Annotated in this window: 22 protein-coding genes; 9 read left to right on the forward strand and 13 right to left on the reverse strand. The window is 63.7% G+C overall.

Features of this window, described 5'->3' with window-relative positions; genetic code table 11:
• Nucleotides 1-3: 3 nt before the first annotated feature.
• The 5 genes from VB618_RS09020 to VB618_RS09040 form a co-directional block, all read right to left on the reverse strand.
• Nucleotides 4-813 carry an alpha/beta hydrolase gene (locus VB618_RS09020; protein ID WP_329796290.1) on the reverse strand — a complete coding sequence of 270 codons (810 nt, stop codon included), beginning with the start codon at nucleotides 811-813 and terminating at the stop codon, nucleotides 4-6.
• Nucleotides 814-887: 74 nt separating this feature from the next.
• A complete protein-coding gene (locus VB618_RS09025; RefSeq protein WP_329796291.1) occupies nucleotides 888-1,970 on the reverse strand; it encodes an FUSC family protein in 1,083 nt (360 codons plus the stop codon).
• Between the two features lie 73 nt (nucleotides 1,971-2,043).
• The gene (locus VB618_RS09030) at nucleotides 2,044-2,226 is read right to left on the reverse strand and encodes a hypothetical protein (RefSeq protein WP_329796292.1); all 183 of its coding nucleotides are present in this window, start codon (nucleotides 2,224-2,226) and stop codon (nucleotides 2,044-2,046) included.
• Nucleotides 2,227-2,296: 70 nt separating this feature from the next.
• On the reverse strand, nucleotides 2,297-2,671 hold the full coding sequence (locus VB618_RS09035; protein WP_329796293.1) for an SPW repeat domain-containing protein: 375 nt from the start codon (nucleotides 2,669-2,671) through the stop codon (nucleotides 2,297-2,299).
• A gap of 10 nt (nucleotides 2,672-2,681) precedes the next feature.
• Nucleotides 2,682-2,945 (reverse strand): glutathione S-transferase N-terminal domain-containing protein, encoded by a 264-nt coding sequence (locus VB618_RS09040; RefSeq protein ID WP_329796294.1) that lies wholly within the window; start codon nucleotides 2,943-2,945, stop codon nucleotides 2,682-2,684.
• A 258-nt stretch (nucleotides 2,946-3,203) separates the two neighbouring features.
• Between VB618_RS09040 and VB618_RS09045 the strand changes: the two genes are divergently transcribed.
• On the forward strand, nucleotides 3,204-3,470 hold the full coding sequence (locus tag VB618_RS09045) for a hypothetical protein (RefSeq protein WP_329796295.1): 267 nt from the start codon (nucleotides 3,204-3,206) through the stop codon (nucleotides 3,468-3,470).
• Between the two features lie 22 nt (nucleotides 3,471-3,492).
• Here the strand turns inward: VB618_RS09045 and VB618_RS09050 are convergent, their stop codons facing one another.
• Nucleotides 3,493-3,750, reverse strand: a complete 258-nt coding sequence (locus VB618_RS09050; protein WP_329796296.1) for a hypothetical protein — start codon at nucleotides 3,748-3,750, stop codon at nucleotides 3,493-3,495.
• A gap of 151 nt (nucleotides 3,751-3,901) precedes the next feature.
• Here VB618_RS09050 and VB618_RS09055 point away from each other — a divergent pair, with 151 nt between their 5' ends.
• The 3 genes from VB618_RS09055 (at nucleotide 3,902) to VB618_RS09065 (ending at nucleotide 5,690) form a co-directional block, all read left to right on the forward strand.
• Nucleotides 3,902-4,282 (forward strand): response regulator, encoded by a 381-nt coding sequence (locus VB618_RS09055; protein WP_329796297.1) that lies wholly within the window; start codon nucleotides 3,902-3,904, stop codon nucleotides 4,280-4,282.
• Nucleotides 4,279-4,914, forward strand: a complete 636-nt coding sequence (locus VB618_RS09060) for an SGNH/GDSL hydrolase family protein (RefSeq protein ID WP_329796298.1) — start codon at nucleotides 4,279-4,281, stop codon at nucleotides 4,912-4,914. Before VB618_RS09055 ends, VB618_RS09060 begins: the two co-directional genes overlap by 4 nt.
• Nucleotides 4,915-5,117: 203 nt before the next feature.
• Entirely contained in the window at nucleotides 5,118-5,690 is a 573-nt protein-coding gene (locus VB618_RS09065; RefSeq protein WP_329796299.1) for a hypothetical protein, read from the forward strand.
• Nucleotides 5,691-5,787: 97 nt separating this feature from the next.
• On the opposite strand, the gene rpmG is transcribed toward VB618_RS09065, so the two are convergent.
• The 4 genes from rpmG to rnr all read right to left on the reverse strand — a co-directional run bounded on the left by rpmG (nucleotide 5,788) and on the right by rnr (nucleotide 9,639).
• Nucleotides 5,788-5,955 carry a 50S ribosomal protein L33 gene (rpmG, locus tag VB618_RS09070; RefSeq protein WP_009491004.1) on the reverse strand — a complete coding sequence of 56 codons (168 nt, stop codon included), beginning with the start codon at nucleotides 5,953-5,955 and terminating at the stop codon, nucleotides 5,788-5,790.
• A 166-nt stretch (nucleotides 5,956-6,121) separates the two neighbouring features.
• The gene (locus VB618_RS09075; protein ID WP_329796516.1) at nucleotides 6,122-6,847 is read right to left on the reverse strand and encodes an NUDIX hydrolase; all 726 of its coding nucleotides are present in this window, start codon (nucleotides 6,845-6,847) and stop codon (nucleotides 6,122-6,124) included.
• Between the two features lie 29 nt (nucleotides 6,848-6,876).
• Nucleotides 6,877-7,305 (reverse strand): DUF983 domain-containing protein, encoded by a 429-nt coding sequence (locus tag VB618_RS09080; RefSeq protein ID WP_329796300.1) that lies wholly within the window; start codon nucleotides 7,303-7,305, stop codon nucleotides 6,877-6,879.
• 15 nt (nucleotides 7,306-7,320) lie between these two features.
• Nucleotides 7,321-9,639, reverse strand: a complete 2,319-nt coding sequence (gene rnr / locus VB618_RS09085; RefSeq protein ID WP_329796301.1) for a ribonuclease R — start codon at nucleotides 9,637-9,639, stop codon at nucleotides 7,321-7,323.
• A gap of 1,195 nt (nucleotides 9,640-10,834) precedes the next feature.
• Between rnr and VB618_RS09090 the strand changes: the two genes are divergently transcribed.
• On the forward strand, nucleotides 10,835-14,278 hold the full coding sequence (locus tag VB618_RS09090) for a calcium-binding protein (RefSeq protein WP_329796302.1): 3,444 nt from the start codon (nucleotides 10,835-10,837) through the stop codon (nucleotides 14,276-14,278).
• Between the two features lie 138 nt (nucleotides 14,279-14,416).
• On the opposite strand, the gene parE is transcribed toward VB618_RS09090, so the two are convergent.
• Complete coding sequence (gene parE, locus VB618_RS09095; protein WP_329796303.1) at nucleotides 14,417-16,477, reverse strand: DNA topoisomerase IV subunit B; 2,061 nt, start codon at nucleotides 16,475-16,477, stop codon at nucleotides 14,417-14,419.
• 245 nt (nucleotides 16,478-16,722) lie between these two features.
• On the opposite strand from parE, the gene VB618_RS09100 reads away from it, so the two are divergent.
• On the forward strand, nucleotides 16,723-16,917 hold the full coding sequence (locus VB618_RS09100) for a hypothetical protein (RefSeq protein WP_329796304.1): 195 nt from the start codon (nucleotides 16,723-16,725) through the stop codon (nucleotides 16,915-16,917).
• Here the strand turns inward: VB618_RS09100 and VB618_RS09105 are convergent.
• Both VB618_RS09105 and topA read right to left on the reverse strand, forming a co-directional pair.
• Nucleotides 16,906-17,412: an MgtC/SapB family protein gene (locus tag VB618_RS09105; RefSeq protein ID WP_329796305.1), complete on the reverse strand. Its 507-nt coding sequence runs from the start codon at nucleotides 17,410-17,412 to the stop codon at nucleotides 16,906-16,908. The two genes, VB618_RS09100 and VB618_RS09105, sit on opposite strands and share 12 nt — an antisense overlap.
• A 5-nt stretch (nucleotides 17,413-17,417) precedes the next feature.
• Nucleotides 17,418-20,126: a type I DNA topoisomerase gene (topA, locus tag VB618_RS09110; RefSeq protein ID WP_329796306.1), complete on the reverse strand. Its 2,709-nt coding sequence runs from the start codon at nucleotides 20,124-20,126 to the stop codon at nucleotides 17,418-17,420.
• Between the two features lie 283 nt (nucleotides 20,127-20,409).
• Between topA and VB618_RS09115 the strand changes: the two genes are divergently transcribed.
• From VB618_RS09115 to VB618_RS09125, 3 genes are read left to right on the forward strand one after another with little or no spacing between them, the layout of a single operon-like run.
• A complete protein-coding gene (locus VB618_RS09115) occupies nucleotides 20,410-21,357 on the forward strand; it encodes an aspartate carbamoyltransferase catalytic subunit (RefSeq protein ID WP_329796307.1) in 948 nt (315 codons plus the stop codon).
• A 53-nt stretch (nucleotides 21,358-21,410) separates the two neighbouring features.
• Complete coding sequence (locus tag VB618_RS09120; RefSeq protein ID WP_329796308.1) at nucleotides 21,411-21,854, forward strand: endonuclease domain-containing protein; 444 nt, start codon at nucleotides 21,411-21,413, stop codon at nucleotides 21,852-21,854.
• Entirely contained in the window at nucleotides 21,851-23,146 is a 1,296-nt protein-coding gene (locus tag VB618_RS09125) for a dihydroorotase (RefSeq protein WP_329796309.1), read from the forward strand. Before VB618_RS09120 ends, VB618_RS09125 begins: the two co-directional genes overlap by 4 nt.
• Nucleotides 23,147-23,154 lie beyond the last annotated feature (8 nt).

Raw genomic sequence — 23,154 nt, forward strand, 5'->3', positions numbered from 1 at the left:
CTCTCAGCGCGAAGCGGCGGCTTCGAAGAGGCCCACCGCTTCGCGTATCGCAGCCATGAAGGCGGGATGCTGGTAGAGATCGTTGTGTCCCGCATCTGCGATCGTTCGATCCAGTACGAGATTGGGAATGGCGCTCCGCAGGGACTCGCTGCGGCGCGCAGGCACGATGGTGTCACGACCTGCCATAATCAGCGCTGTCGGCGTCTGCCGATCCTTCACCAGATCGATGGTCGGCATGTGGTGGCGCAGGAGGACACCCGTTGGCGCCCAGGAGAAGTGCTCGCGCGCCAGGGCCTTCAGCGAGTCGAACGGCGTGACCAGGATCAAGCCTGCAACCGTTCGCTGGTGCGCAAGATAGGCCGCCACACCGCTGCCGATGCTGAAACCCACCGCCACAACCTTTCGGGGACGCTCCCGTTCCAGATGATCGAAGATCGTCAGCGCATCCGCAAACAGCGCCTTCGCGCTCGGCGCGCCGATGCTCGGCGGATAGCCACGATAGTGGAAGGCGATCACTTCATGATCCGGGAAAAGCCCGTGCAGGGTGAGAGCGACGGCATCCGCATTCCAGGCATTGCCGCCGAAGCCTAGCATGAGCGGTTTCCCGCCCGACATGTTCCCAAGCCGCGTGCCGACGAGGCGATCGCCATCGGGTGTCATCAGTTCAAGCCGTTCCGCGGATGACGGCAACGGAGGGCGATTGGCAGCCGCCATCTGCGCCGGGAACAGCATCCTGGTCTGGAACAAGGCCGTGACAAGCACCAGGCTCGCATAGAGAAGGGCAATGCCGAGAACGAGGATGAGAAGCCACATCGGTGCTGACCTGGATATTCGAGCCACAGGCACATCAACTCCCTGGAGCCAGTTTGGTGCGTCCCGATGCGAGCTCATCGGTGCGGGCAAGCAGGTCGCCGAGGTTCTTCTGGAACTGCTCGAAGGCAAAAACCCAACGCAAAAACCTGTCCGAACGCCTTTCCGGACAATTTGCGGACGAGCGCATTCGCTCGCAGCGTGTCCGCTTCGCTGGTGAATGCCTCCAGGGCGGCTCGAAAGGCTTCCGGATCCGGCGGCTTCGTACGGTGCTGGAGGGCGTCGGCCAGATTCAGGAGCAGCGTGCGGGTGGCCTGATGGAGGATCGTGAGCGAGGGCCTGAGCCTGTCCAGAACCGGGGCGGGCAGGGGACCGGAAGCCGCGCGTCCGATCATCACGAGGTCATGGCGCACCCGGTAGAGGGTGCGAATGAGCGGCTCGGGATCGGGAGCCTCGGTGAGGTGGGTCCGGCGCTCCCGCGCCGCTTCATCGGCGGCGGCTTCCGCCCTTTTAAGGGCCGAGCGGATCTGGGGATGGATCTTCTGCAGTGATGCGCGCCCCTCGGGACCCGCAGTCAGCTCGTCGATGAATACGCTGACGAGCTCCGCGTTGAGCGACACGACCTTGGCGGCGGCTTCCGTCATCAGGGTATGGGCCCGCGCCGGCAGTACGAACAGGGCGACGAGCACGCCGACGATGTTGCCGAGCGTAATCTCCAGCACCCGGTCGATGGCCGAGGCGAGGGGGCCGATGGCCTGCCCCGCAGGCGGCAGGAGCATGATGAGCGACGTGATGGGCGCCACGCGGAAGGCCGGCTTGATGGCCGCGAGGAGCGCAAGGGGAAACAGGGCCACGATGATGGTGATGCCGAGGGTCACAGCGGATCCGTGCGGAACGAAGGCAGCGATCACGCCGCCATAGACCGCTCCCGCGAGAGTGCCGCTGAACCGCTCGACGGCAGCCTTGAGGGAGCCTCCGACGCTCGCCTGCATCACGACGACGGCGGTGATGACCGCCCAATAGCCCTGTGGCATGTCGAAGAAACGGGTGACCCCATAGGCCAGGATACCGGCGATGGTCACCCGCAACGCCAGCTTCAGCTCCGCGCCTCGCGCGCCGATGCGTTCGCCCGCCCGATCGATCCACCCAGTCAATGCCATCCGACTCTCCGAACGCCGAGCATAGAGGGTGGTTCACAGGATAGGCTACGGGGATGCGGCTAGCCAGGAGAGGCTATTCGCGCGGCAGCACCACCAAGCTCAATCCGCAATCGTCGCAGATGCCGAGGCTGGGCGACGCGATCATCTGCGACGTGCGGCATTCAGGGCAGCCCTTCATGGCCATCCTGAGGGATCCCACCATCCGATGGGCGCTTTCGCGGTGGGCCTCACTCGCCTGGACGATGCTCTCGAACATGGCCGCCTCCCTTGTGGCGCCATGATGCTGCGCCTGACCGGAATGCCCGTCAACGAGGCTTTCTGGGTATTCAGGCCGGTTCCCGGCGGCCCGTCGACAGTATGGGTTCGAGACGTGTGACAAAGCACGCCACGACGGAGAACAGGCCGAAGACAACGTGCGGCCAGAGCACCCGGTCGGCAAAGCCGAACAGGAACGGGGAGGCCACCAGTACGATCCCGCCGAGCCCGTCGAGGATCAGGTGCATCGGCATCGGCAGGATTTTCAGGAGACCGAGTTCGTAGGCCGTCAGAACGGAATACAGGATCGCTCCCGCGCCGAATATGACGGCCACCCGTGTGGCGGCCGGCACATCCGCAAAGCCGAAGAGCCATGGGCTTGCCATGAGCGCAATGCCCCAGAGGTAATCGACTACGCCATGCACACGGGTGGGGAGGAAACGCATGATGACGCTCTCACGCCTGGGCAGCGCCTTGCGCACCACCAAGGTTCTGGTCGAGCCACTGAATGATGTCACGGCTCTCCAGGATCGGCTCCCCATCGGCCACGAGGCAGGGCACCTGGGTCTTTCCTGTCAGTTGCTCCAACCTGTCCTTCGCGCCTTCCATCTCATCGACTTCCATGAATGCGATCTGGTCTTTCAATCCGCGCTCTTCGATGAAATCGCGCACGCGGGCCGAGTAGGGGCAGGCCCATTTGTGGATGAGTTCAAGCTTCAAAGTCGCGTCCTTTCGGGGCTGTTACTTAAGGGAGCGGCGGCGCCGGCGAAGCAGCGTGGCGATGCCGACGATAAGGGCGGACAGCACGATGATCGTTCCGATCGTCATCAGCCAGATGGCGCCGCCTTCCATCGGATCTCTCCCTCAGGGTCTGTTCGCCAACGTCATGGGCGCGCGCCTGTTCCGCGCGGGCTCGACCTTGTGCGGACACCCGTCCGCTCTACTTCGCCGGACATCAGCGAGAGGGCGCAGCGCCGGATGAGCAGGATCGAGTGGCGGCAGGATCAGGTGGCTGGCGTGCCGCTGAACCGCCATGTCGGCTTCGTGGGGTCCGTCGAGGTGGGCAGCGTGGCCTATGACGGCAGCAATCGGTTCTGGATCTGGTCGACCCCCCTGCAGGAGGACGTGTGGGGCTATGGACCCACGGAGCAGGCCGCCAGGACAGCCCTCGAGTTCTGGCTTGCATCCTGGCTGGAGAACTTCCGGCCGTTCTTTCAGGCTGGCAGCGAGCCGCCGCCAACCTGACCGGCACTGATCGCGCGGGTCATCAGACCCGCGTGCTGCGGCCGCGGCCGAGGAAGTAGTAGAGAAGGGCCGCAATGACGACGACCGCGACGATGATCCAGACCCAGTCCATGCCTTCCCCAGCAGCAGCGCCCGGAGTAGCGCCCGTCGTCGTCCCAGGAGAGGTTGTGCCACCGCCAGGGGTGCCAGGCGTGCCGCCCGGCGTTGTCTGGGCCATGGCGATGGTGCTCCAGACAGTCAGCATCATGGTCAGCAGGGATACCTTGAGCGTTTCGATCATCTGATCTCTCCTCGTCCCGACATCGGGCATAGGATCAACGTCCGCCTGCGACACCCCGTTCCGGGGACGCATGCAGAGACTGCGCCGGAACAAGGACTGCTCCGCCTCAGTTGTCGCGACACGCTTTCTTCTTGAGGCAAGGAACGTGCGGGTGCCTTCGCAAGATCAATCCCTGGTAATCGTTCTGGTGGACGAGGAGCCGACCATCCGGCAGGCCACCGCCCGCCATCTGCGGGAGGCCTCCTTCGAGGTCGTGGAGGCAGAGGATTCGGACGAGGCCCTGAAGCATCTTGAGAACGCATACGCGGTTCATGGCCTCGTAACCGACGCTCATCTGCCCGGCAGGATTGATGGGCACGAGCTTGCCGATCAGGCACGCAAGCGCTGGCCGAACCTCGCGGTGGTGATGATGTCGGGTCATTCGGACGCCACCTCGGGTCCTGTGCCGCCTGGGGCTGAGTTCGTTGCCAAGCCGTATTTGACCACCCACCTGATCCCAACCCTGAACCGGCTGCTCGGGAGAGGTTCATGACCCACGTCGTCCTGCTCGGCGACAGCATCTTCGACAACGGCTCTTATGTGCGGCGCGGCGAGCCCGATGTGGTGAAGCAGGTTCAGGCGAAGCTTCCGGGAGGCTGGAGGGCAACTCTCTGCGCGGTCGACGGCGCCGTCACAACCGGGGTCTTGAGCCAACTATCCCGGGTGCCGTCGGACGCAAGCTATCTCATTGTGAGCGTCGGGGGCAACGACGCCCTGCGCAACAGCGGGATCCTGCGCGAGCAGGCACGCTCCGTTGCCGAGGTGATCGGCAGATTTGCGGCCGTGCAGGACGAGTTCGCCAACAATTACCGCGCCATGCTGGACCGAATTCTCGATCAGCGCCTGCCGACTGCTATTTGCACCATCTACGATGCCCGTTTCCCCGATCCCCAGGAGCAGCGCCTTGTCGTGATGGCCCTGTCCATCTTCAACGACGTCATCAGCCGCGAGGCCTTTGCCCGCAGGCTCCCGTTGATTGACCTGCGGCTGATCTGCGACGAGCCGGACGACTACGCCAATCCCATCGAGCCCTCCGCGAAGGGCGGCGACAAGATCGCCGGCGTGATCGCCCAGGTGGTGGCTGGCAACACCATTTTCCCGCGCTCGCAGGTCTATGCGCAGTGAGCTGTTCAGCCTCGCGAGGGGCTGCCGGCTCGTGAGTCCAGGACTTCTGTTGCTTCAGGCGCGGAGCAATTCTGAACAAACTTTCAGAAAACCGTGATTTCACTAAGAAAGATAAGGGTTTGGCAGCTAAGCTTTGAACCAAAACTCAAGTTCTGAATTAATTTTATATTGAAGGGTATTTGCCGCTTCTCACGAGGTTCACCATGAAGAGGTTCGCATTACTGGCAAGTGTTGCCATCATCACTGTCGGAAGTGTTGGGTCGGCCGACGCTCAGTACCGGCGCTATCATCGCGGGGGCTGGAATAACGGCGGCGCCGTTGCGGCCGGCCTGATCGGCGGAGCCGTGATCGGCGGTCTGCTCACCGCCGCAGCCACCCCGTCTTATGCCTATCCGGGTTACGGCTATGGCTATTATCCCTACGGCGCTCCTGCCTATGGATATCGTTCGAGCTACGGTTATGGCTACGGCTATCCTGCAGCCTATCCGGCCTATAGCGCTCCGGCTTATGGGTATTACTCGGCGCCCGTGACACGAGTCGTCTACCAGCCGGCTCCCGTCTACCAGACCCGTGTGGTCTACCGTCAGCCGCGAGTAGCGACCCGTGTGGTCTATCGTGAACCGCGCTATCGCAGCCGCGTTGTGTATCGTGACCGCGACCGTGCGGCTTACTATCGAACCACTCGCGGGGATGTGGTCGTCACCGGCTCGCTCCGCCGCCATAACCGCGAGATGGACCGGGTCCGCCGGTGGGAAGACACCCGCTCGAGCCGCTAAGCAAAGGAGGCAGCCCCTGCTGGGCTGCCTTCCATCGTGCAGAGACGAAAAAACCGCCCTTGTGGGGCGGTTTTTATATGAATTTTTGCCGGGAGCCTTACTTGATCTTGGCTTCCTTGAACTCGACGTGCTTCTTCGCGACCGGGTCATACTTCTTCAAGTTGAGCTTCTCGGTCATCGTGCGCGAGTTCTTCTTCGTCACGTAGAAATAGCCCGTGTCGGCGGTGGAGACGAGCTTCACTTTGATCGTTGCGGCTTTGGCCATGGTCGGACCTCTTGTTCGGTTCAGGCGCTCGGTTGGCTTTGAGGCCTCACCGAAACGCAAAGGCCGGGCGAACCCGGCCGGAAAATCGTGCGGTTCCCATGCCCGATTATCGTGAGCCAGTCAAGGGTGACAGGCGAGGGGAGATGCAATTCCTGGCCCCGGAGCCCTACAGCAGCTCCCTTACGAACCGGCCGCGCTGCTGGTGGAAAAACGGAACCGGGAGCCGGGGGGCGAATCCGGCGGCGATGCGGGCCTCCAGTTCGCCGAGGATCACCGTGGTGATGGGTGGCAGGTCCAGGGCCTTGGCCTGATCGATGGTCACCCAGGCCAGTTCCACAAGCTCTGCTTCGGGCCCAATGACACCTCCGACCTCGTCCGCAATGGCAGTCCGGTCAACAGCGAAGAATCGGGTGTCGAAGCGCCTGACGCGCTTCGGAGGCGTGATAGCCCGGCCGATGAAGTGGAGGGATTCGAGATCAGGAAGAACGCCCTGCTCCTGAAACGCTGTCCAAGCGGTGCCGGCCGGCGCGCGTTCCGGGCTGCCGTACTCCTTGGTGCCGAGCATCAGCCCGGTCTCCTCGAAGGTCTCCCGGATGGATGCCAAAGCCAGGGCCCGGCAGCGCTGGGCGGAGGGACGCGTCACCCGGGCCATGAGGGCCTGCTCCGCGCGGGGGTGAAGCGCGCCCGTCACCGTCATGGAGCGGTCGCCGGCCTCGATGCGCCCGCCGGGGAACACGAACTTGCCCGGCATGAACTTGAGCCCCGCATGGCGCTTGCCCATGAGGACCTTTGGGGTTTTCGGCTTGCGGTCGATGATGATGAGGGTTGCGGCGTCGACAGGGCGAAGGACGGGGGCCTTGGGGTTGGTCTCAGCGGAAACGAGGCGATCCATCTTCGCCAGGGTTTCGATATCCGTCACGTTTAGTTGTCCTCGTCGGCGTTCTTGGCCCGGGCCGCCCCGAAGCCATGCATACCTAGCGCGTATTGCAGCCCCACGACAGCGCCTTTCACGGGCTGGAGCAGGGCAAGGCACAGGATCAGGGTGAGTGCCGGCCACGTGGCCAGATGCATCCACATCGGTACCTCCATCTTGGTCTCGGTCATGAGGATGCCGTAGCCGATGATATGGCTCACGATGAAGATCACCAGATAGGGCGGCAGGTCGTCGGCCCGGTGATGGTGAAACTCCGTCCCGCAGCCCTCACAATGATCCACGACCTTCAGGAAGCGCCCGAAGAGGCGGCCTCGATTGCAGGCCGGGCAACGGTTCAGGAAGCCGCGCCGCATGGCGGGCACGACCTTCACCTCGTTCGCATCGACCGGAATAGCGGTCTTGATCGTCAGAGACATGTCTAGTCCTTTTCGTCAGGCGCGCCCGCGCCGTTTGACCTTCACCCTGGTCGGGGAGCGGGCCGAGGCTTCCGCCGCCTTGGCCCGGCGGGCCGGCCGCTTGCCGCCCTTCCTGCCGCCGCCACCGGTCTTCCCGGTGAATCGGCCCTTTGTGAGCAGCTCGAAGCGAAGCGCCCCGGCCACAGGCGCGGCTTCCACCAGCTTTACCTCCACCTTGTCGCCGAGGCGGTAGGTCTCGCCGGTATCCTCGCCACGCATCGAGTGGGTGGTCTCGTCATAGCGATAATAGTCGTTGCCGATGGTGGCGGCCGGAACGAAGCCGTCCGCGCCGGTCTCGCTCAGCTTGATGAAGAGCCCGGCCTTCGACACGCCTGAGATCTGTCCATTGAATGTGGCCCCGATCCGGTCTGCCAGGAAGTGCGCGATCAGGCGGTCGATTGTCTCACGCTCCGCCGCCATGGCCCGCCGCTCGGCCGCCGAGATCTTGGCGCTGATCTCGATCAGCTCCGCCCGGGTTGTGCTCTCGGGCAGGCCGTCCCGGCCGAACTTCAGGGCAGAGACGAGCGCCCGGTGGACGATGAGGTCCGCATAGCGCCGGATGGGCGAGGTGAAGTGGGCGTAGCGCTTCAGGTTCAGGCCGAAATGGCCGTAATTCTCCGCCGAGTATTCGGCCTGGGATTGGGAGCGCAGCACCACCTCGTTGATGAAGAGCTGGTGCTCCGAGCCCTCGACGCTGCGCAGGATCCGGTTGAACAGCTCCGGCCTGATCGGCCCTTGTCCTGGGATCTTGAGGCCGATGGAGGCCAGCACCTCGCTCAAAGAGCGCATTTTCTCCAGCGAGGGCTCGTCGTGGACCCGGTAGATGAGGTCCGAACTCGCCTGCTCCAGGGCCTCCGCCGCAGCCACGTTGGCGAGGATCATGAATTCCTCGATGAGCTTGTGCGCTTCCAGCCGCTCCGGCACGAAGACCCGGTCCACGGTGCCGTCATCTTTCAGCACGATCTTGCGCTCGGGCAGGTCGAGAAAGAGCGGCTCGCGGATGTCACGCGCCTTCTTCACCAGCTCGTAGGCGGCCCAGAGGGGCTTCAGGATCGTCTCATAGATCGGCGTCGTGACCTCGTCCGGGCGGCCGTCGATGGCGGCTTGAGCTTGGCTGTAGGACAGCTTCTCAGCGGAGCGCATCATCACCCGGTGGAAGCTGTGGCGGATCTTTCGCCCATCGGGGCCGATCACCATGCGGACCGCAAGTGCTGGGCGATCCTCCCGCGGCCGCAAGGAGCAGAGATCGTTGGAGATCCGCTCCGGCAGCATGGGCACGACCCGGTCGGGGAAATAGACCGAGTTGCCGCGCTCCTGCGCTTGCCCGTCCATGGCTGAGCCGGGGCGCACATAGGCCGACACGTCGGCAATCGCCACAGTGACGATGAAGCCGCCGGAATTGTTCGGGTCGTCGTCCGGCACCGCATGGACGGCGTCGTCGTGGTCCTTGGCATCCGGCGGATCGATGGTCACGAGGGGCAGGGTGCGCCAATCCTCGCGGCCCTCCAGGGTGGCGGGTTTCGCCGCGGTTGCCTCGTCCAGCACCGCCTTCGGGAATTCGTTGGGAATGTTGTGGGCGAAGATCGCGATGAGGCTCACGGCCTTTTCGGATTTCACGGAGCCGAGGCGCTCCTTCACCTTCGCGGTCGGCAGGCCGAAGCGTCCGTGCTTGACGATGGAGACGGCAATCAGGTCGCCGTCCTGGGCCTCGCCCTCGTCGCCGGGCCTGATCTGCAGCTCCTGGTCGCGCGACTTCTTGTCGACCGGGATCAGCCTTCCGCCGCCCTCGGGCAGGCCGCGGAAGATGCCGAGCACCTGCGCCTGCTTCTTGGCGATGATCTTGGTGACGCGGCCGGAATAGCGGTGGATATCGCCGGGCCGGAGCGGATCGACCCGCAGGAGCGCCCTATCGCCGACGCCGGCCACCGGCATCCCCGGCCGCGGCTTGCGCGGCGCCACGATGACGATCGTGGGGATCGAGCCGTGCTCCTCCTCGTCCCACTCGGTCGGCACCGCGATGAGTTCGCCGTCCCGGTCGCGCTTGGTGATGTCCGCCATCACGACCGGCGGCAGCTGGCCGGCCTTGTGGACCGTCTTGCCCCGGCGGTCGACAACCCCCTCGATCTCGAGATCCTTCAGGATCTGCTTCAACCAGATGCGGTCGCTGCCCTTGATGTTGAAGTGATGGGCGATCTCCCGCTTGCTCACCTTGCCCTGGGCATGGGTGATGAAGGACACGACATCCTCGCGGGAGGGCAGGCTGGTCGGGGTGTCGGCGTTGGGATGTTTGGCCAAGGGAGGAGCTCGTTCGGTTGACCGGGTCTTGTCGCATGCAAGCTTGGCCGCGACCAGCGCATCGTGCGGAAAAGTGGACCCGGTTTTCCGCTCCGAACGATGCGCCAGCAAAGAGGGTGAGCATCGGACCCGAAAGTGACCCCCACTTTCGGGTCCGATGCTCTAGCCCGGCGGCTGTCATTGTCATGACGCACGGGATGCCTAAGAGATCCATGCGGAGGTGCCAGGCCGTTCAGCCAAAAAATAAGGCTCCCGATGGGGAGCCTTTGAGGTACCGGCCCGTGGGGGCAGATTGAGCCGGTGAGCTTGTACAACGCGTCGGCTCAAAGGTGGTTCCAAATTTTTTAATTTTTTCTGGTCGCAGGAATGGTCAAACGGAACATTGATTGGCAGGTAGTGCGCGCCCGCAGACCCATCACGAGTTGTCGTTAGGACAGTGCGCATCATGGGTTGCGGTACGTATGGGAAGATAAAATTTTTGATACGTTTATCAGGCGCTTAGCCGACAAATAATCCCGCAATCCTCTCTGTAGCGAGAGTTACCCGCCCCCAATTACTTGCTCAGAATGCCCCCAGCCTTGGCCGTCGCCGACGAGATTGGGGCAGGGAGGTACTGATGCTCAGACCTTACACGCTTGCAGAAGAGATTAATAACCTCATCAAGGGTTACGGAGGGCCACTCATCTATGGTGGTTCGCAGGCAGGGACGGGCACAGGTGGGACTGATGGAGCTGGTCCGATCGGCATTCGCGCGAATGGCACGGTGGTCACCGGGAATGTGTCGACTATTCAGGAATATCCCGATGGTTCAGCAGTTGAAACGACAACTAGGACTGACGGCACTATAGTAATAGTAGAGTCAAATATCGAGGGCAATTTCATATACAGGTATACGAACGTCCCTGGTGCAGTTGTACAACATGAATACCAAACTTTGGAAGGCGAGCCTACACTAACTATAACTATTACTGCGCCAGTTGATGGCATTACAACTGTTGAAGTTGCAGACTATATATTAGGAAGGGTGACTAGCAGCGAATATAAGAACGATACGCTCATAAAGAGGATCGAGGCCAACAGTTGGGGAACAGTTGTAACCACCTACATCAATGGTACGGCCTTCGAGAGAGAGACCACGCTCGCAACTCTTGGAGATAATCTGAATGAATCTGGAAGTGGAACAACTGGACCGGAGATGAAGCTCTATGAGTATAGGTATCAGAACGAGAGCTTCGAAATCGGTAAATGGTACGCCCACTCAATCGACAGGCACACTTCGACGGACAACACCGTCCAAACCCGCGAGTCAACATCCACGGCGATTCTGCATGAGGGCCGCCCTGCTTTGGAAGTCTTCACCATCGATAGGGTCGAGCGGCCAGGCCGACCGGACGAGGCGAGTACGACGCGCGATATCATCTATTTCGACGATGGAATGCCTGCAGAGGGAGAATTCGAGAGGGGCGGTGAACTTCCGACCTACTGGGATATCGAGTCTTATAAGCAGATGGCCGACGTTGTCGTTGCTGAAGGCGATCAGGCCTCGGCCACGCAAAAGCATGGCATGCTGAAGCGGGTGTCGGACACCGGAACCACCGTGATTGAGGCTCATATCGGCACGGTCGGCAATGACCATATGCAGGGCCAGGGCCTGCTCTATGGTGCTGACGGAGACGATTCCTTCCATGCCCACGCCCATGACTCCGTGCTCGTCGGCGGCGACGGATGGGACATGGTAAGCTACATCGAGGCAGGTGAAGCCGTGACGGTGAATCTGTCCGATGCCTCGCAAAACACCGGCTCGGCTGCAGGCGATCTCTACGCAGGCGTTGAGAATATCGCTGGTACTAAGTTCAATGACGAATTGACCGGTGATGACATTAGCAATGCCCTCCATGGAAGCTTCGGCGAAGATACGCTCTCCGGTTTGGCTGGTGACGATAGCCTGTCTGGCAGCGAAGGTTACGACACTCTCATCGGTGGCAGCGGCGCGGACAGCCTCGATGGTGGCGCAGGCTACGATTTTGCTGACTACACCACCGCTAAAGAACGCGTCGTGGTGGATCTGATAAGAAGCAAAAACTATCGCAATAGAGGTGACGCGGCCGGCGACATCCATATTTCCATCGAAGGCGTTGTAGGCTCGGCCTACAACGACGCGCTTGCAGGCAGCCATGCTGCTAACGAGCTTTACGGCAAGGGCGGCGACGACACGCTGGAAGGGCGGAGCAGTGCCGATCTGCTCGACGGCGGTGCCGGCTACGACTTTGCCAGCTACTACCATGCAACCGCAGGTGTGGTGGCCAATCTGTCGAACAGGGCTTTGAACACCGGCGAAGCAGCGGGGGACGGCTACATCAGCATCGAGGCGCTGGAAGGCTCACGGTTCGACGACACGCTCACCGGTAATGCTGATGGCAATAACCTCTACGGCCATGAGGGCAACGATCGGTTGGTCGGCTTGGCCGGGCGCGACTACATCGTCGGCGGTGGCGGCGACGACGTGCTCGAAGGCGGTGCCGAGGGTGATTGGCTCATCGGCGGCGCCGGCATCGACTTTGTGAGCTATACGACGGCTGTGACGGTCAATCTCTGGGAGGCCTGGCACAACACCGGTGAGGCGGCGGGCGACAGCTACGATAGCATCGAGGGCATCTACGGATCGAACTATGCCGACAAGCTCATCGGCAACGGCCTCAACAATACCATCTACGGCGGTTGGGGCGAGGATACGCTCTCCGGCTTGCTCGGTGACGATCATCTGCTTGCCGGCGACAGCAACGACCTGGTCGACGGCGGCTTAGGCGCCGACACGCTCGATGGCGGCAACGGCAGCGACAATCTCGTTGGTGGAGCTGGCTCCGATTATCTCGATGGCGGTGAAGGCTTCGACTATGCGGGCTACTTTACGTCGACATCAGGCGTGGTGGCCGATCTGCTGCGGAGCTGGCGCAACACGGGCGATGCCGCAGGCGACAGCTACGTGTCGATCGAGGGCATCGGCGGCTCGGACTACAAGGACGAACTGGCCGGCAACCACCTGGGCAACGAGCTCTACGGGAATGGCGGCGACGACACGTTGGAAGGCCGCGGCGGCGCGGACTGGCTCTATGGCGGCGCAGGCTACGACTTTGCGAGCTACTACTTTGCGTTAGAAGGCGTGGTGGCCAATCTCTCGGAGAGCTGGCGCAACAGCGGCGAAGCGGCGGGCGACATCTACAGCAGCATCGAAGCCTTGGCCGGCTCGCAGTTCAACGACACGCTCACCGGCAATGGGGTAGGCAACAATCTCTACGGCCACGAAGGCAACGACCGCCTGGTAGGCCTGGCCGGCCGCGACTACATCGTCGGCGGCGGCGGCGACGACGTGCTCGAAGGCGGCGCCGACGGCGACTGGCTCATCGGCGGCGCCGGCACCGACTTCGTGGCCTACACCACAGGCGTGACCGCCAACCTCACCGATGCGTCGCAGAACACCGGCGAGGCTGCGGGCGACACGTATGAGGGCATCGAGGGCATCTACGGCTCGAACTATGCCGACAAGCTGACCGGCAATGCTGTCAATAACACCTTCTACGGCGGCTGGGGCGAGGACGTGCTGATGGGCATGGCCGGCAACGATTACCTGCTGGCCGGCGACAGCAACGACGTGCTCGACGGCGGGGCAGGGGCCGATTGGCTCGACGGCGGCAACGGCTACGACTTTGTCGCCTACACCACCGGCGTGACGGTCAACATGTCCAATGCGGCCTACAACACCGGCGAGGCTTACGGCGACGTGTTCGTGTCGATCGAAGGCATCTACGGCTCGAATGCTGCCGACACGCTCACCGGCAACAGCGCCGACAACACCTTCTACGGCGGCTGGGGCGAGGACGTGCTCTCAGGCAGGGATGGCAACGACCGCCTGCTGGCCGGCGACAGCAACGACGTGCTCGAGGGCGGCTGGGGCGCCGACACCATGGACGGCGGCAACGGCTACGACTTTGCCTCCTACCTCAATGCCGTCACGGGCGTGCGGGTCAGCCTGGCCAACTCTGCCATCAACTCCGGTGAGGCTTACGGTGACGTCTACGGCAGCATCGAGGCGCTGAACGGCTCGCAGTTCAGCGACGTGCTGATCGGGGATGCCGGCAACAACAGCCTCTACGGCCAGAACGGCAATGACGAGCTGGTTGGCGGCGCAGGCGCCGACTTCCTGAGCGGCGGCCTGTATTATGACACGCTGAGCGGCGGCGCCGGGGCGGATACCCTGAGTGGCGGGTCGGCGGCGGACGTGTTCCAGTTCGATGCGGTGCTCGGGGCTGGCAACGTGGACACGCTTGCCGACTTCAGCGCGGCCGAGGGCGACAAGATCGCCCTGGAGACGCACATCTTCGGCTTCCAGGACGTGGCGTTTGTCGAGACGACGTATGGCTCGTACTACGTGAACCATCTGCTCAAGGCGTCGGCCTTCGGCCTCGGTGGTTGGGCCACCACGTCGGCGCAGCGGATCGTGTACAACCAGGCCACGGGCGGGCTGTTCTACGATGCGGACGGCACAGGCAACAGTCTTGGTAATGTGGCCCAGGTGCAGTTCGCGCAGCTCACCGCCGGCACGGCCCTGTCGGCCGCCAACTTCAGCCTCTACACGCTGTAGCGGCGGCTCGCAAAACCTGACCTGACAACACAAGAGCCGGCGAGCAATCGCCGGCTCTTCGCATTCATGCAGGTGAATGGCATGCGAAGCCAACTCTGCCACGAAGAGCCGCGAAGTGCCCTCCGCGTCGACCTTCGCTTAGATATCCAGATCCGCCTCGTCGGCAAACGCCGCGCGTTCCTGGATGAAGGCGAAGCGGGCCTCGGGCTTGTTGCCCATCAGGCGCTCCACAACATCGTTGGCGTCCAGCCTCTCCTCGTCGGTCACCACCACCTTCAGAAGCAGGCGCTTCTTCGGGTCCATGGTGGTTTCCTTGAGCTGTGCCGGCAGCATCTCGCCGAGACCCTTGAAGCGGCTGATCTCGATCTTGCCGTTGCCCTTGAACACCGTCTTCATCAGGCGTTCGCGGTCGGCCTCGTCACGGGCATAGGCCGACTTCGCTCCTTGCGTCAGCCGGTAGAGCGGCGGGACCGCCAGATAGAGGTGGCCGCCGTCGATGAGCTTCGGCATCTGCCGGTAGAAGAACGTGATCAGCAGGGTGGCGATGTGGGCGCCGTCCACGTCTGCGTCGGTCATGATGACGACCTTCTCGTAGCGAAGATCGGTCTCGCGGTACTGGGAGCCCTGGCCGCAGCCGAGCGCCTGAACGAGATCAGAAATCTGCTGGTTCTGGTGCAGCTTGTCCCGCCCGGCCGAGGCCACGTTCAGGATTTTTCCGCGCAGGGGCAGCACCGCCTGGGTGGCGCGGTCGCGGGCCTGCTTGGCGGAGCCGCCGGCCGAGTCGCCCTCGACCAGGAAGAGCTCGGAGCCCTTGGCGCCGGCGTTCGAGCAATCCGCCAGCTTACCGGGCAGGCGCAGCTTGCGGGTTGCAGTCTTACGCGCAACCTCCTTCTCCTGGCGGCGGCGCAGGCGTTCCTCGGCCCGGTCGATCACCCAGTCGAGGAGCTTGTTGGCCTGCTGCGGGGAAGCCGCGAGCCAGTGGTCGAAGGTGTCGCGGATCGAGTTCTCGACGATGCGGCCAGCCTCGACCGTCGCCAGCTTGTCCTTGGTCTGGCCCTGGAATTCCGGCTCGCGGATGAAGACGGACAGCATGGACGCGCAGGTCGCCATGACGTCGTCGGTGGTCACCGCCGCCATGCGCTTGGCCTGGTTCACGCGCTCGGCGTGCTCGCGCAGGCCGCGGAGCAGAGCAATGCGCAGACCGTTATCGTGCGTGCCGCCCTCAGGGGTGGGCACCGTGTTGCAGTACGAGGTGGAGAATCCGTCCTCGTTCGTCATCCAGGCGACCGCCCATTCCAGCGAGCCGTGGCCGCCGGGCTTGGTGATCTTGCCGGAGAAGATCTGGTCCGTGACCAGGTCCTTGCCCTCGATGTCGTGGAGCAGGTAGTCCTTCAGGCCGTTCGGGAACTTGAAGGTCGCTTCCGCCGGAACGTTGGCGACGCCCTCGACCAGCGACGGGGCGCATTTCCAGCGGATCTCAACGCCGCCGAACAGATAGGCCTTGGAGCGGGCCATCTTGAACAGGCGGCGGGGCTGGAAAAGAGCCTCCTTGCCGAAGATCTGCCAGTCGGGCTTGAAGCGCACCTTGGTGCCGCGCCGGTTGAGCACACGGCCCACGGTCTCGATCTTGCCCTGCGGGATGCCGCGGGAGAAGATCTGCCGGTACAGGGTCTGGCCGCGGGCGACCTCGACCTCGAGGATCTCGGACAGCGCGTTCACCACCGACACACCGACGCCGTGCAGGCCGCCCGATGTCTCGTAGACCTTCGAGTCGAACTTGCCGCCCGCGTGGAGCGTGGTCATGATCACTTCGAGCGCCGACTTCTTCGGGAACTTGGGGTGCGGATCGACCGGGATGCCGCGCCCGTTGTCGGTCACGGACAGCCAGCCGCCTTCTTCCAGCTCCACCTCGATGAAGGTCGCGTGGCCCGCGACCGCCTCGTCCATGGAGTTGTCGATCACCTCGGCGAAGAGATGGTGCAGGGCTTTCTCGTCCGTGCCGCCGATATACATGCCCGGCCGGCGGCGGACGGGCTCGAGCCCCTCCAGCACCTCGATGGCCGACGCGTCATAGCCGTCCTCGCCCGGCGTGCCCTGGGAAGGCGCCTGGCGGGAGACCTTGACGGCGGCGTTGCGGGCCGTGGCAGGCGCGGCGCGCTTGGCCGCGGCGCCCCCGAAGAGATCGTCGTTATCTGTCATTGGGACCTTGGTCCGGGATGATGATTCGCGCTTCTTTACACTATTTCTCATCCCGTTTTTATACGAGAACAAAACGGAAACGTGAAGGTGATTTTCAGTTATAAGCCAGAAATTCGACCTGGAGCCTAGTTCATAAAGGTTACCGGCGAACTCCCCCTAAAGGCTGTCTTACGGATGTCATCCGGAACTGTTTAAATTCCATTCACGTTGAATAGTTAAGCATGAGCTTAACGGGAGATCTGATCGTGACGACGCGGACGACTTTGGCACCAGCCCAGAAGCTCCACCTCCACCTCGACCGCGCCGCACGCAATGCGGGCGAAGCCTTCGCCTTCGACGAGCCCGACACCACACCGGCCGCGCCGCGCTCCTATGGTGCAAGCCTGATCTGGCTCGGCATGGCGGCCGTGGCTTTATTGGGCTTGAGCCTAGTCTTCTAAAGTTTCATCGTCCGAACGCTTGCTCTTGCCGAAAAACAGGATGAGCCTTGCCTCCAGACGGGTCGCGTAAGTCAGCAGGAACAGCGTGACCAGGGTGCCGGCCACTGTTATGAACCACGCGCCCAGGCCTGCCGTAATACCGAGACCAGCCGCGATCCAGACCGTTGCAGCCGTCGTGAGGCCCTGAACCTCCGTTCCATCCTTGGCCCGCAGGATCGAGCCCGCGCCGAGAAAGCCTAAGCCCGTCAGGATACCCTGCACGACGCGGCTGACCGCATCCTGCGAGAAGTGAAGCCCTTCATAGACCGAGCCCGCCAGGATCACGAGGGCCGAGCCCAGCGAGACGAGGCCGAGGGTCCGCATGCCGATCGGCTTGTTGTGTATGTCCCGGTTGATGCCGACGATCATGCCGGCCACCGTCGCCACCAGCAGACGCAGCGAGATCTCGACCTGATCGCCGTGCTCCTCCATGAGCCAGAACAGCCACTGCTCCATCGCGCTCAGCCCGCCTTGGCGGTCTTCTTCGCAGCAGCCGTCTTGGTGACTGCCTTCTTTGGAGCCGCCTTCTTGGCCGTACTCTTCTTGGCGGCGGTCTTGGTCGCCGTCTTCTTCCCAGCAGGAGCTTTCGAGGCAGCCTTCTTGGCCGGGGCCTTGCGGCCGCGGGCGGGCTTCTTCGACGGACCGGCTGCCCGCCGTACCTTCAGAAGCTCCACCGCGTCATCCAGCGTCACCGCCTCGGCAGCCATCGTACGCGGCAGCGTGGCGTTGGTCTCGCCGTCCGTCACATAAGGCCCGAAGCGCCCGGCCTTCACCACGATGGGCTTGCCCGATTCCGGGTCCTCGCCCAGGGGACGGCCCGGATCGGCCGCGCCGCGACGGGCGCCGCTTCCGCCGCTTTCCTTGGCGACGATCAGGTCAATGGCCCGGTTGCCGCCGATCTCCAGCACGTCGTCGCCTGCTCCCAGGTTGGCGTAGGTCTTGCCGTGCTGAACATAAGGCCCGTAGCGGCCGATGCTCGCCAGAATCGGCTCACCCGATTCCGGATGGACTGCCACCTGACGCGGCAGCGCCAGCAGCTTCAGGGCCTTCTCTAGGTCGACCTGCGCCGGGCTCAAACCCTTGGGCAGGGAGGAGCGCTTGGGCTTCTCGCCTTCGCCGAGCTGCACGAAGGGGCCGAAGCGGCCATCGCGCAGGGTGACCTCCAGGCCCGTCTCCGGGTCCTGGCCCAGCACCTTCACGCCGGGCTGGCCGCCGTTCTCGGACGAGCCTTCGCCATCGCCGTCGACACCTGTCGCGGCAAGCTGGCGGGTGAACTTGCACTCGGGATAATTGGAGCAGCCGATGAAGGAGCCGAACTTGCCGAGCTTGAGCGACAGCTGGCCCGTGCCGCAGGTCGGGCAGGTGCGCGGGTTGGAGCCATCGCCCTTGTCCGGGAAGATGTGCGGGCCGAGCAGTTCATTAAGGGCGTCGAGCACTTCCGTGGTGCGCAGCTCCTTGGTCTCGCCGATGGCGGCCGAGAAGTGCTCCCAGAACTCGCGCATCACCTGCTTCCAGTCGATCTCGTTGTTCGAGACCCGGTCGAGCTGCTCCTCCAGGTCCGCGGTGAAATCGTATTCCACATAGCGGCGGAAGAAGCTCTCAAGGAAGGCGGTGACGATGCGGCCCTTGTCCTCCGGGACAAGCCGCTTCTTCTCGATCTTGACGTATTCGCGGTCGCGCAGGGTCTGGAGCACGGCGGCATAGGTCGAGGGGCGACCGATGCCGAGCTCTTCCATGCGCTTGACCAGTGAGGCTTCCGAATAGCGCGGCGGCGGCTCGGTGAAGTGCTGGGTGGCAGCGATGCGGCGGCGCTCCAGGCTATCCCCTGCCTTCATCGGGGGCAGGCGGCCCTCGTCCTCGTCCGCATCGTCGTCCTTGCTCTCGTTGTAGAGCGTCAGGAAGCCGTCGAACTTGATCACCTGGCCGGTGGCGCGCATGTCGAGCTTGCGCGGGCCCACCTGAGCCGTGATGTCGGCCGTGGTGCGCTCCAACTCGGCCGATTCCATCTGGCTCGCGATGGTGCGGGTCCAGATCAGATCGTAAAGCTTAGCCTGCTCGGGCTCCAGGTACTTCGCCACCTGTTTCGGCAGGCGGCTCATGTCCGTCGGGCGGACGGCCTCGTGTGCCTCCTGGGCGTTCTTGGCCTTGGTGGTGTATTTGCGCGGCGCGCCCGGCACGTAGCGGTCGCCATATTCCTTGCCGATGACCCGGCGGGCTTCCTGCACGGCTTCGGGCGCCATGTCGACGCCGTCGGTTCGCATATAGGTGATGAGGCCAACCGTCTCACCACCGATATCCACGCCCTCGTAGAGACGCTGCGCGATGCGCATGGTCTGGGCAGGCGCCAGCCCCAGCTTGCGCGAGGCCTCCTGCTGCAGGGTCGAGGTGGTAAAGGGCGGGTAGGGGTGGCGCTTGGCGGGCTTGGCCTCGATGTTCGCCACCGAGAAGGTTGCGAGCTCCAGGTCCTTCTTGAAGGCCTCCGCATCGGCGCCGTTGCCGATGTCGAGGCGCTGGATCTTCTTGCCGTCGGCGCCGACGAGGCGCGCGTCGAACACGCCGCCGTCCTTGGTGGCGAGCGTGGCGATCAGCGACCAGTATTCCCGTGCCTTGAAGGTCTCGATCTCGAGCTCGCGGTCGCAGACGAGGCGCAGGGCCACCGACTGCACGCGGCCGGCCGAGCGGGCGCCGGGGAGTTTTCGCCACAGAACGGGCGACAGGGTGAAGCCCACAAGGTAATCGAGGGCGCGGCGGGCGAGATAGGCGTCAACCAAGGCCTGATCGATCTGGCGCGGGTTGCGGAGCGCCGTCTGCACGGCATCCTTGGTGATGGCGTTGAAGGTCACGCGCTCGACCGGCAGGTCCTTCAGCACGCGCTTTTCGCGCAGTGCCTCCAGCACGTGCCAGGAGATCGCCTCGCCCTCGCGGTCCGGGTCGGTAGCGAGGATGAGCTTCTCTGCTCCCTTGATCGCCCTGGCGATGTCGGCGATCCGCTTCGAGCCCCTGTCCTCGAGCGTCCAGATCATGCGGAAATCGGCATCCGGGTCGACTGAACCATCCTTGGCGGGCAGATCGCGGATATGCCCGAAGGAGGCCAGGACCTCGTAATCCTTGCCGAGATACTTGTTGATCGTCTTGGCCTTGGCAGGCGACTCGACGACGAGGACTTTCATGAACGACTTCCTAAAAGCGGCAGCGGACCGGTGCCCTTCTGCCCAGACGACAGACGGCGGCCAGAGGCTGACCGCAGCAGGGCGCGATAAGTGGGTGATGATCGCCGACAAGTCAAATCAAGCCGGTCGACGTGCTCCTTGGTATATGGCCACGATTGCCGGCACCAGCAAGAGAGTCGCCCTATGGCCAAGGTCGTGGGCGCGGCGACTGGGCATAAGATGGCGCCAAGCCAATCCCTTGCTTGCCGCCGTTTCCCGGAACCCCTATAGCCATCGCTTTAAGATGACAGACGCCCCCCGATCCGTTTTCCCCCACCGGCATCTCCTCGGCATCGAGGGGCTGTCTCCCTTGGACATTCGGGCGCTGCTCGACCTCGCCGACGAACAGGTCGAGGTGAGCCGGCAGGTCGAGAAGCGGAAGACGACCCTCCGGGGCCGGACCCAGATCAACCTCTTCTTCGAGGCCTCGACCCGCACGCAATCCTCCTTCGAGATCGCCGGCAAGCGCCTTGGCGCCGACGTGATGAACATGCAGGTCGGCTCGTCCTCGGTGAAGAAGGGCGAGACCCTGATCGACACCGCCGTGACGCTCAACGCCATGCGGCCCGACATCATCGTCGTGCGCCATCACGCAGCGGGCGCCGTGCATCTGCTGGCCCAGAAGGTGGACTGCTCGGTGGTGAATGCCGGCGACGGCGCGCACGAGCACCCGACCCAGGCACTGCTCGACGCACTCACCATCCGGCGCAACAAGGGTCGCATCGAGGGCCTCACCGTGGCGATCTGCGGCGACATCCTGCATTCGCGGGTGGCGCGCTCCAACATGATCCTGCTCGCCGCCATGGGCGCGCGGGTGCGCCTCGTGGCGCCCACGACCCTTCAGCCGCCGGGCATCGCGCGGCTGGGCTTCGAGACCTTCACCAGCATGGAGGAGGGCTTGAAGGACGCCGACATCGTCATGATGCTGCGCCTTCAGCGCGAGCGCATGAACGGCTCCTTCGTGCCCTCCGTGAAGGAGTATTTCCGCTTCTACGGGCTCGATCAGGAAAAACTCAGCTTCGCCAAGCCCGACGCGCTCGTGATGCATCCCGGCCCCATGAACCGGGGCGTCGAGATCTCGTCCGACGTCGCGGATGGCACGCAATCGCTCATCCGCGAACAGGTCGAAATGGGCGTCGCCGTGCGCATGGCGGTGCTGGAGGCTCTGGCGAGCCATCTGCCGAACAGGTGAAAACCCCTCTCCCGAAGCGGGAGAGGGTGGCCCGAAGGGCCGGGAGAGGGGCCGTGGACAGAATACGCAAGAACCAAGTCACCCCAAACCTCCGCTCCTTCGCCAAGGGGCAGCGCTCGATTTCGACCAGGGCCGAGGCCCTCTTCTGGCAGCAGGTTCGGGCTGGCCGCTTCCACGGCTACAAGTTCAAGCGACAGGTGCCGATTACACCCTACATCGTCGATTTCTTGTGTGCCGAGGCGAGGGTGATCGTGGAACTGGATGGGACTCCTCATGAGAGGGCTGAACAAAAGGCACATGACGAACGGCGCGATGCCTTTCTGAGAAGCCAAGGCTTTCGCATTCTGCGCTTTTCCAACGATCTCATGCTCGGCAATGGCAATCTGGTTCTTGACTCCGTCCGCCAAGCGATTGAAGCCGAGCTCGGCCCCTCTCCCGACCTGCTTCGCAGGCCACCCTCTCCCGCAGAGGGGAGAGGGCAAGAAGGTGCATCATGACCGCTGACCGTCCGCTGCTGCTGAAGAACGCCCGCCTCATCGACCCCGCCAGCGACCGTGAGGAGCGCGGCGGCGTGCTGGTGCGCGACGGCGTGATCGCGGCTGTCGGCCCGCAGGTGACGGAAGCGGCCGGCGCGCAGGTGATCGATTGCGGCGGCCAGGTGCTCAGCCCCGGCCTCATCGATATGCGCGCCTTCATCGGCGAGCCGGGCGGGCCTTATCGTGAGACCCTGAAGAGCGCCGGCGAAGCCGCTGCGGCGGGCGGCGTCACCACCGTCGTGTCGATGCCGGACACGAGCCCGGCGCTCGACGATCCGGCGGTGATCGACTTCATCGTGCGCCGCGCGCGCGACACCTCCATGGTCAATATCCTCCCGGCTGCGGCTCTCACGAAGGGATTGCACGGTGCCGAGATGGCGGAGATCGGCCGCCTGAAGGAAGCCGGCGCCATTGCATTCACCGATGGGGCGCGCTCCGTCACGAATGCGCAGGTCATGCGTCGGACACTGACTTATGCGCGCGACTTCGACGCGCTGATCATCCATCACGTGGAGGATCCCGATCTCGTCGGGCAGGGCGTGATGAACGAGGGCGAGTTCGCCTCGCGGCTCGGGCTGCCGGGCATTCCACGCGAGGCCGAGACAGTGATGCTTGAGCGCGACATCCGCCTCGTGCGCCTCACCGGCGGGCGCTACCACGCGGCCATGATCTCCTGCGCCGACTCGGCCGATATCGTGCGCGCCGCGAAGGCGAGGGGATTGCCCGTCACCTGCGGGGTTTCCATCAACCATCTGGCGCTCAACGAGAACGACATCGGCGATTATCGCACCTTCCTTAAGCTCTCGCCGCCGCTCCGCCATGAGGACGACCGGCAGGCCATGATCGAGGCGCTGGCTGACGGCACCATCGACGTGATCGTCTCGGATCACAATCCACAGGATGTTGAGAACAAGCGCCTGCCCTTCGCGGAAGCGGCCGACGGGGCCGTAGGGCTTGAAACCCTGCTGTCGGCGGCCCTGCGCCTCGTCCATTCGGACCGTATTTCCCTGCCGCGGCTGCTACGGGCTCTGTCGACGAAACCCGCCGAAATCCTCGGGCTTTCCGGCGGACGCCTCACCGTGGGCGCTCCCGCGGATCTGATCGTGTTCGATCCGGACGCACCCTACGTGCTCGACAAGCGCCAGCTCAAGTCACTATCCAAGAACACCCCCTTCGACGAAGCGCGTCTTGAGGGCCAGGTGAACATCACGATGGTTGCAGGCCGGGTGGTTTTCCAACGCGAAACGATGTAACGAGAAAT

It is taken from the genome of Microvirga sp. CF3062, from assembly GCF_036314045.1.
GTDB lineage: Bacteria > Pseudomonadota > Alphaproteobacteria > Rhizobiales > Beijerinckiaceae > Microvirga.

What these genes read in the sequence shown, in the direction of transcription:
- VB618_RS09020 (WP_329796290.1), bottom strand. Translation starts at nt 813, where the DNA reads ATGTGGCTTCTCATCCTCGTTCTCGGCATTGCCCTTCTCTATGCGAGC.
- VB618_RS09025 (WP_329796291.1), bottom strand. Translation starts at nt 1,970, where the DNA reads ATGGCATTGACTGGGTGGATCGATCGGGCGGGCGAACGCATCGGCGCG.
- VB618_RS09030 (WP_329796292.1), bottom strand. Translation starts at nt 2,226, where the DNA reads ATGTTCGAGAGCATCGTCCAGGCGAGTGAGGCCCACCGCGAAAGCGCC.
- VB618_RS09035 (WP_329796293.1), bottom strand. Translation starts at nt 2,671, where the DNA reads ATGCGTTTCCTCCCCACCCGTGTGCATGGCGTAGTCGATTACCTCTGG.
- VB618_RS09045 (WP_329796295.1), top strand. Translation starts at nt 3,204, where the DNA reads ATGAGCAGGATCGAGTGGCGGCAGGATCAGGTGGCTGGCGTGCCGCTG.
- VB618_RS09050 (WP_329796296.1), bottom strand. Translation starts at nt 3,750, where the DNA reads ATGATCGAAACGCTCAAGGTATCCCTGCTGACCATGATGCTGACTGTC.
- VB618_RS09060 (WP_329796298.1), top strand. Translation starts at nt 4,279, where the DNA reads ATGACCCACGTCGTCCTGCTCGGCGACAGCATCTTCGACAACGGCTCT.
- VB618_RS09065 (WP_329796299.1), top strand. Translation starts at nt 5,118, where the DNA reads ATGAAGAGGTTCGCATTACTGGCAAGTGTTGCCATCATCACTGTCGGA.
- rpmG (WP_009491004.1), bottom strand. Translation starts at nt 5,955, where the DNA reads ATGGCCAAAGCCGCAACGATCAAAGTGAAGCTCGTCTCCACCGCCGAC.
- VB618_RS09075 (WP_329796516.1), bottom strand. Translation starts at nt 6,847, where the DNA reads ATGGATCGCCTCGTTTCCGCTGAGACCAACCCCAAGGCCCCCGTCCTT.
- VB618_RS09080 (WP_329796300.1), bottom strand. Translation starts at nt 7,305, where the DNA reads ATGTCTCTGACGATCAAGACCGCTATTCCGGTCGATGCGAACGAGGTG.
- VB618_RS09090 (WP_329796302.1), top strand. Translation starts at nt 10,835, where the DNA reads ATGAAGCTCTATGAGTATAGGTATCAGAACGAGAGCTTCGAAATCGGT.
- parE (WP_329796303.1), bottom strand. Translation starts at nt 16,477, where the DNA reads ATGACAGATAACGACGATCTCTTCGGGGGCGCCGCGGCCAAGCGCGCC.
- VB618_RS09105 (WP_329796305.1), bottom strand. Translation starts at nt 17,412, where the DNA reads ATGGAGCAGTGGCTGTTCTGGCTCATGGAGGAGCACGGCGATCAGGTC.
- topA (WP_329796306.1), bottom strand. Translation starts at nt 20,126, where the DNA reads ATGAAAGTCCTCGTCGTCGAGTCGCCTGCCAAGGCCAAGACGATCAAC.
- VB618_RS09115 (WP_329796307.1), top strand. Translation starts at nt 20,410, where the DNA reads ATGACAGACGCCCCCCGATCCGTTTTCCCCCACCGGCATCTCCTCGGC.
- VB618_RS09125 (WP_329796309.1), top strand. Translation starts at nt 21,851, where the DNA reads ATGACCGCTGACCGTCCGCTGCTGCTGAAGAACGCCCGCCTCATCGAC.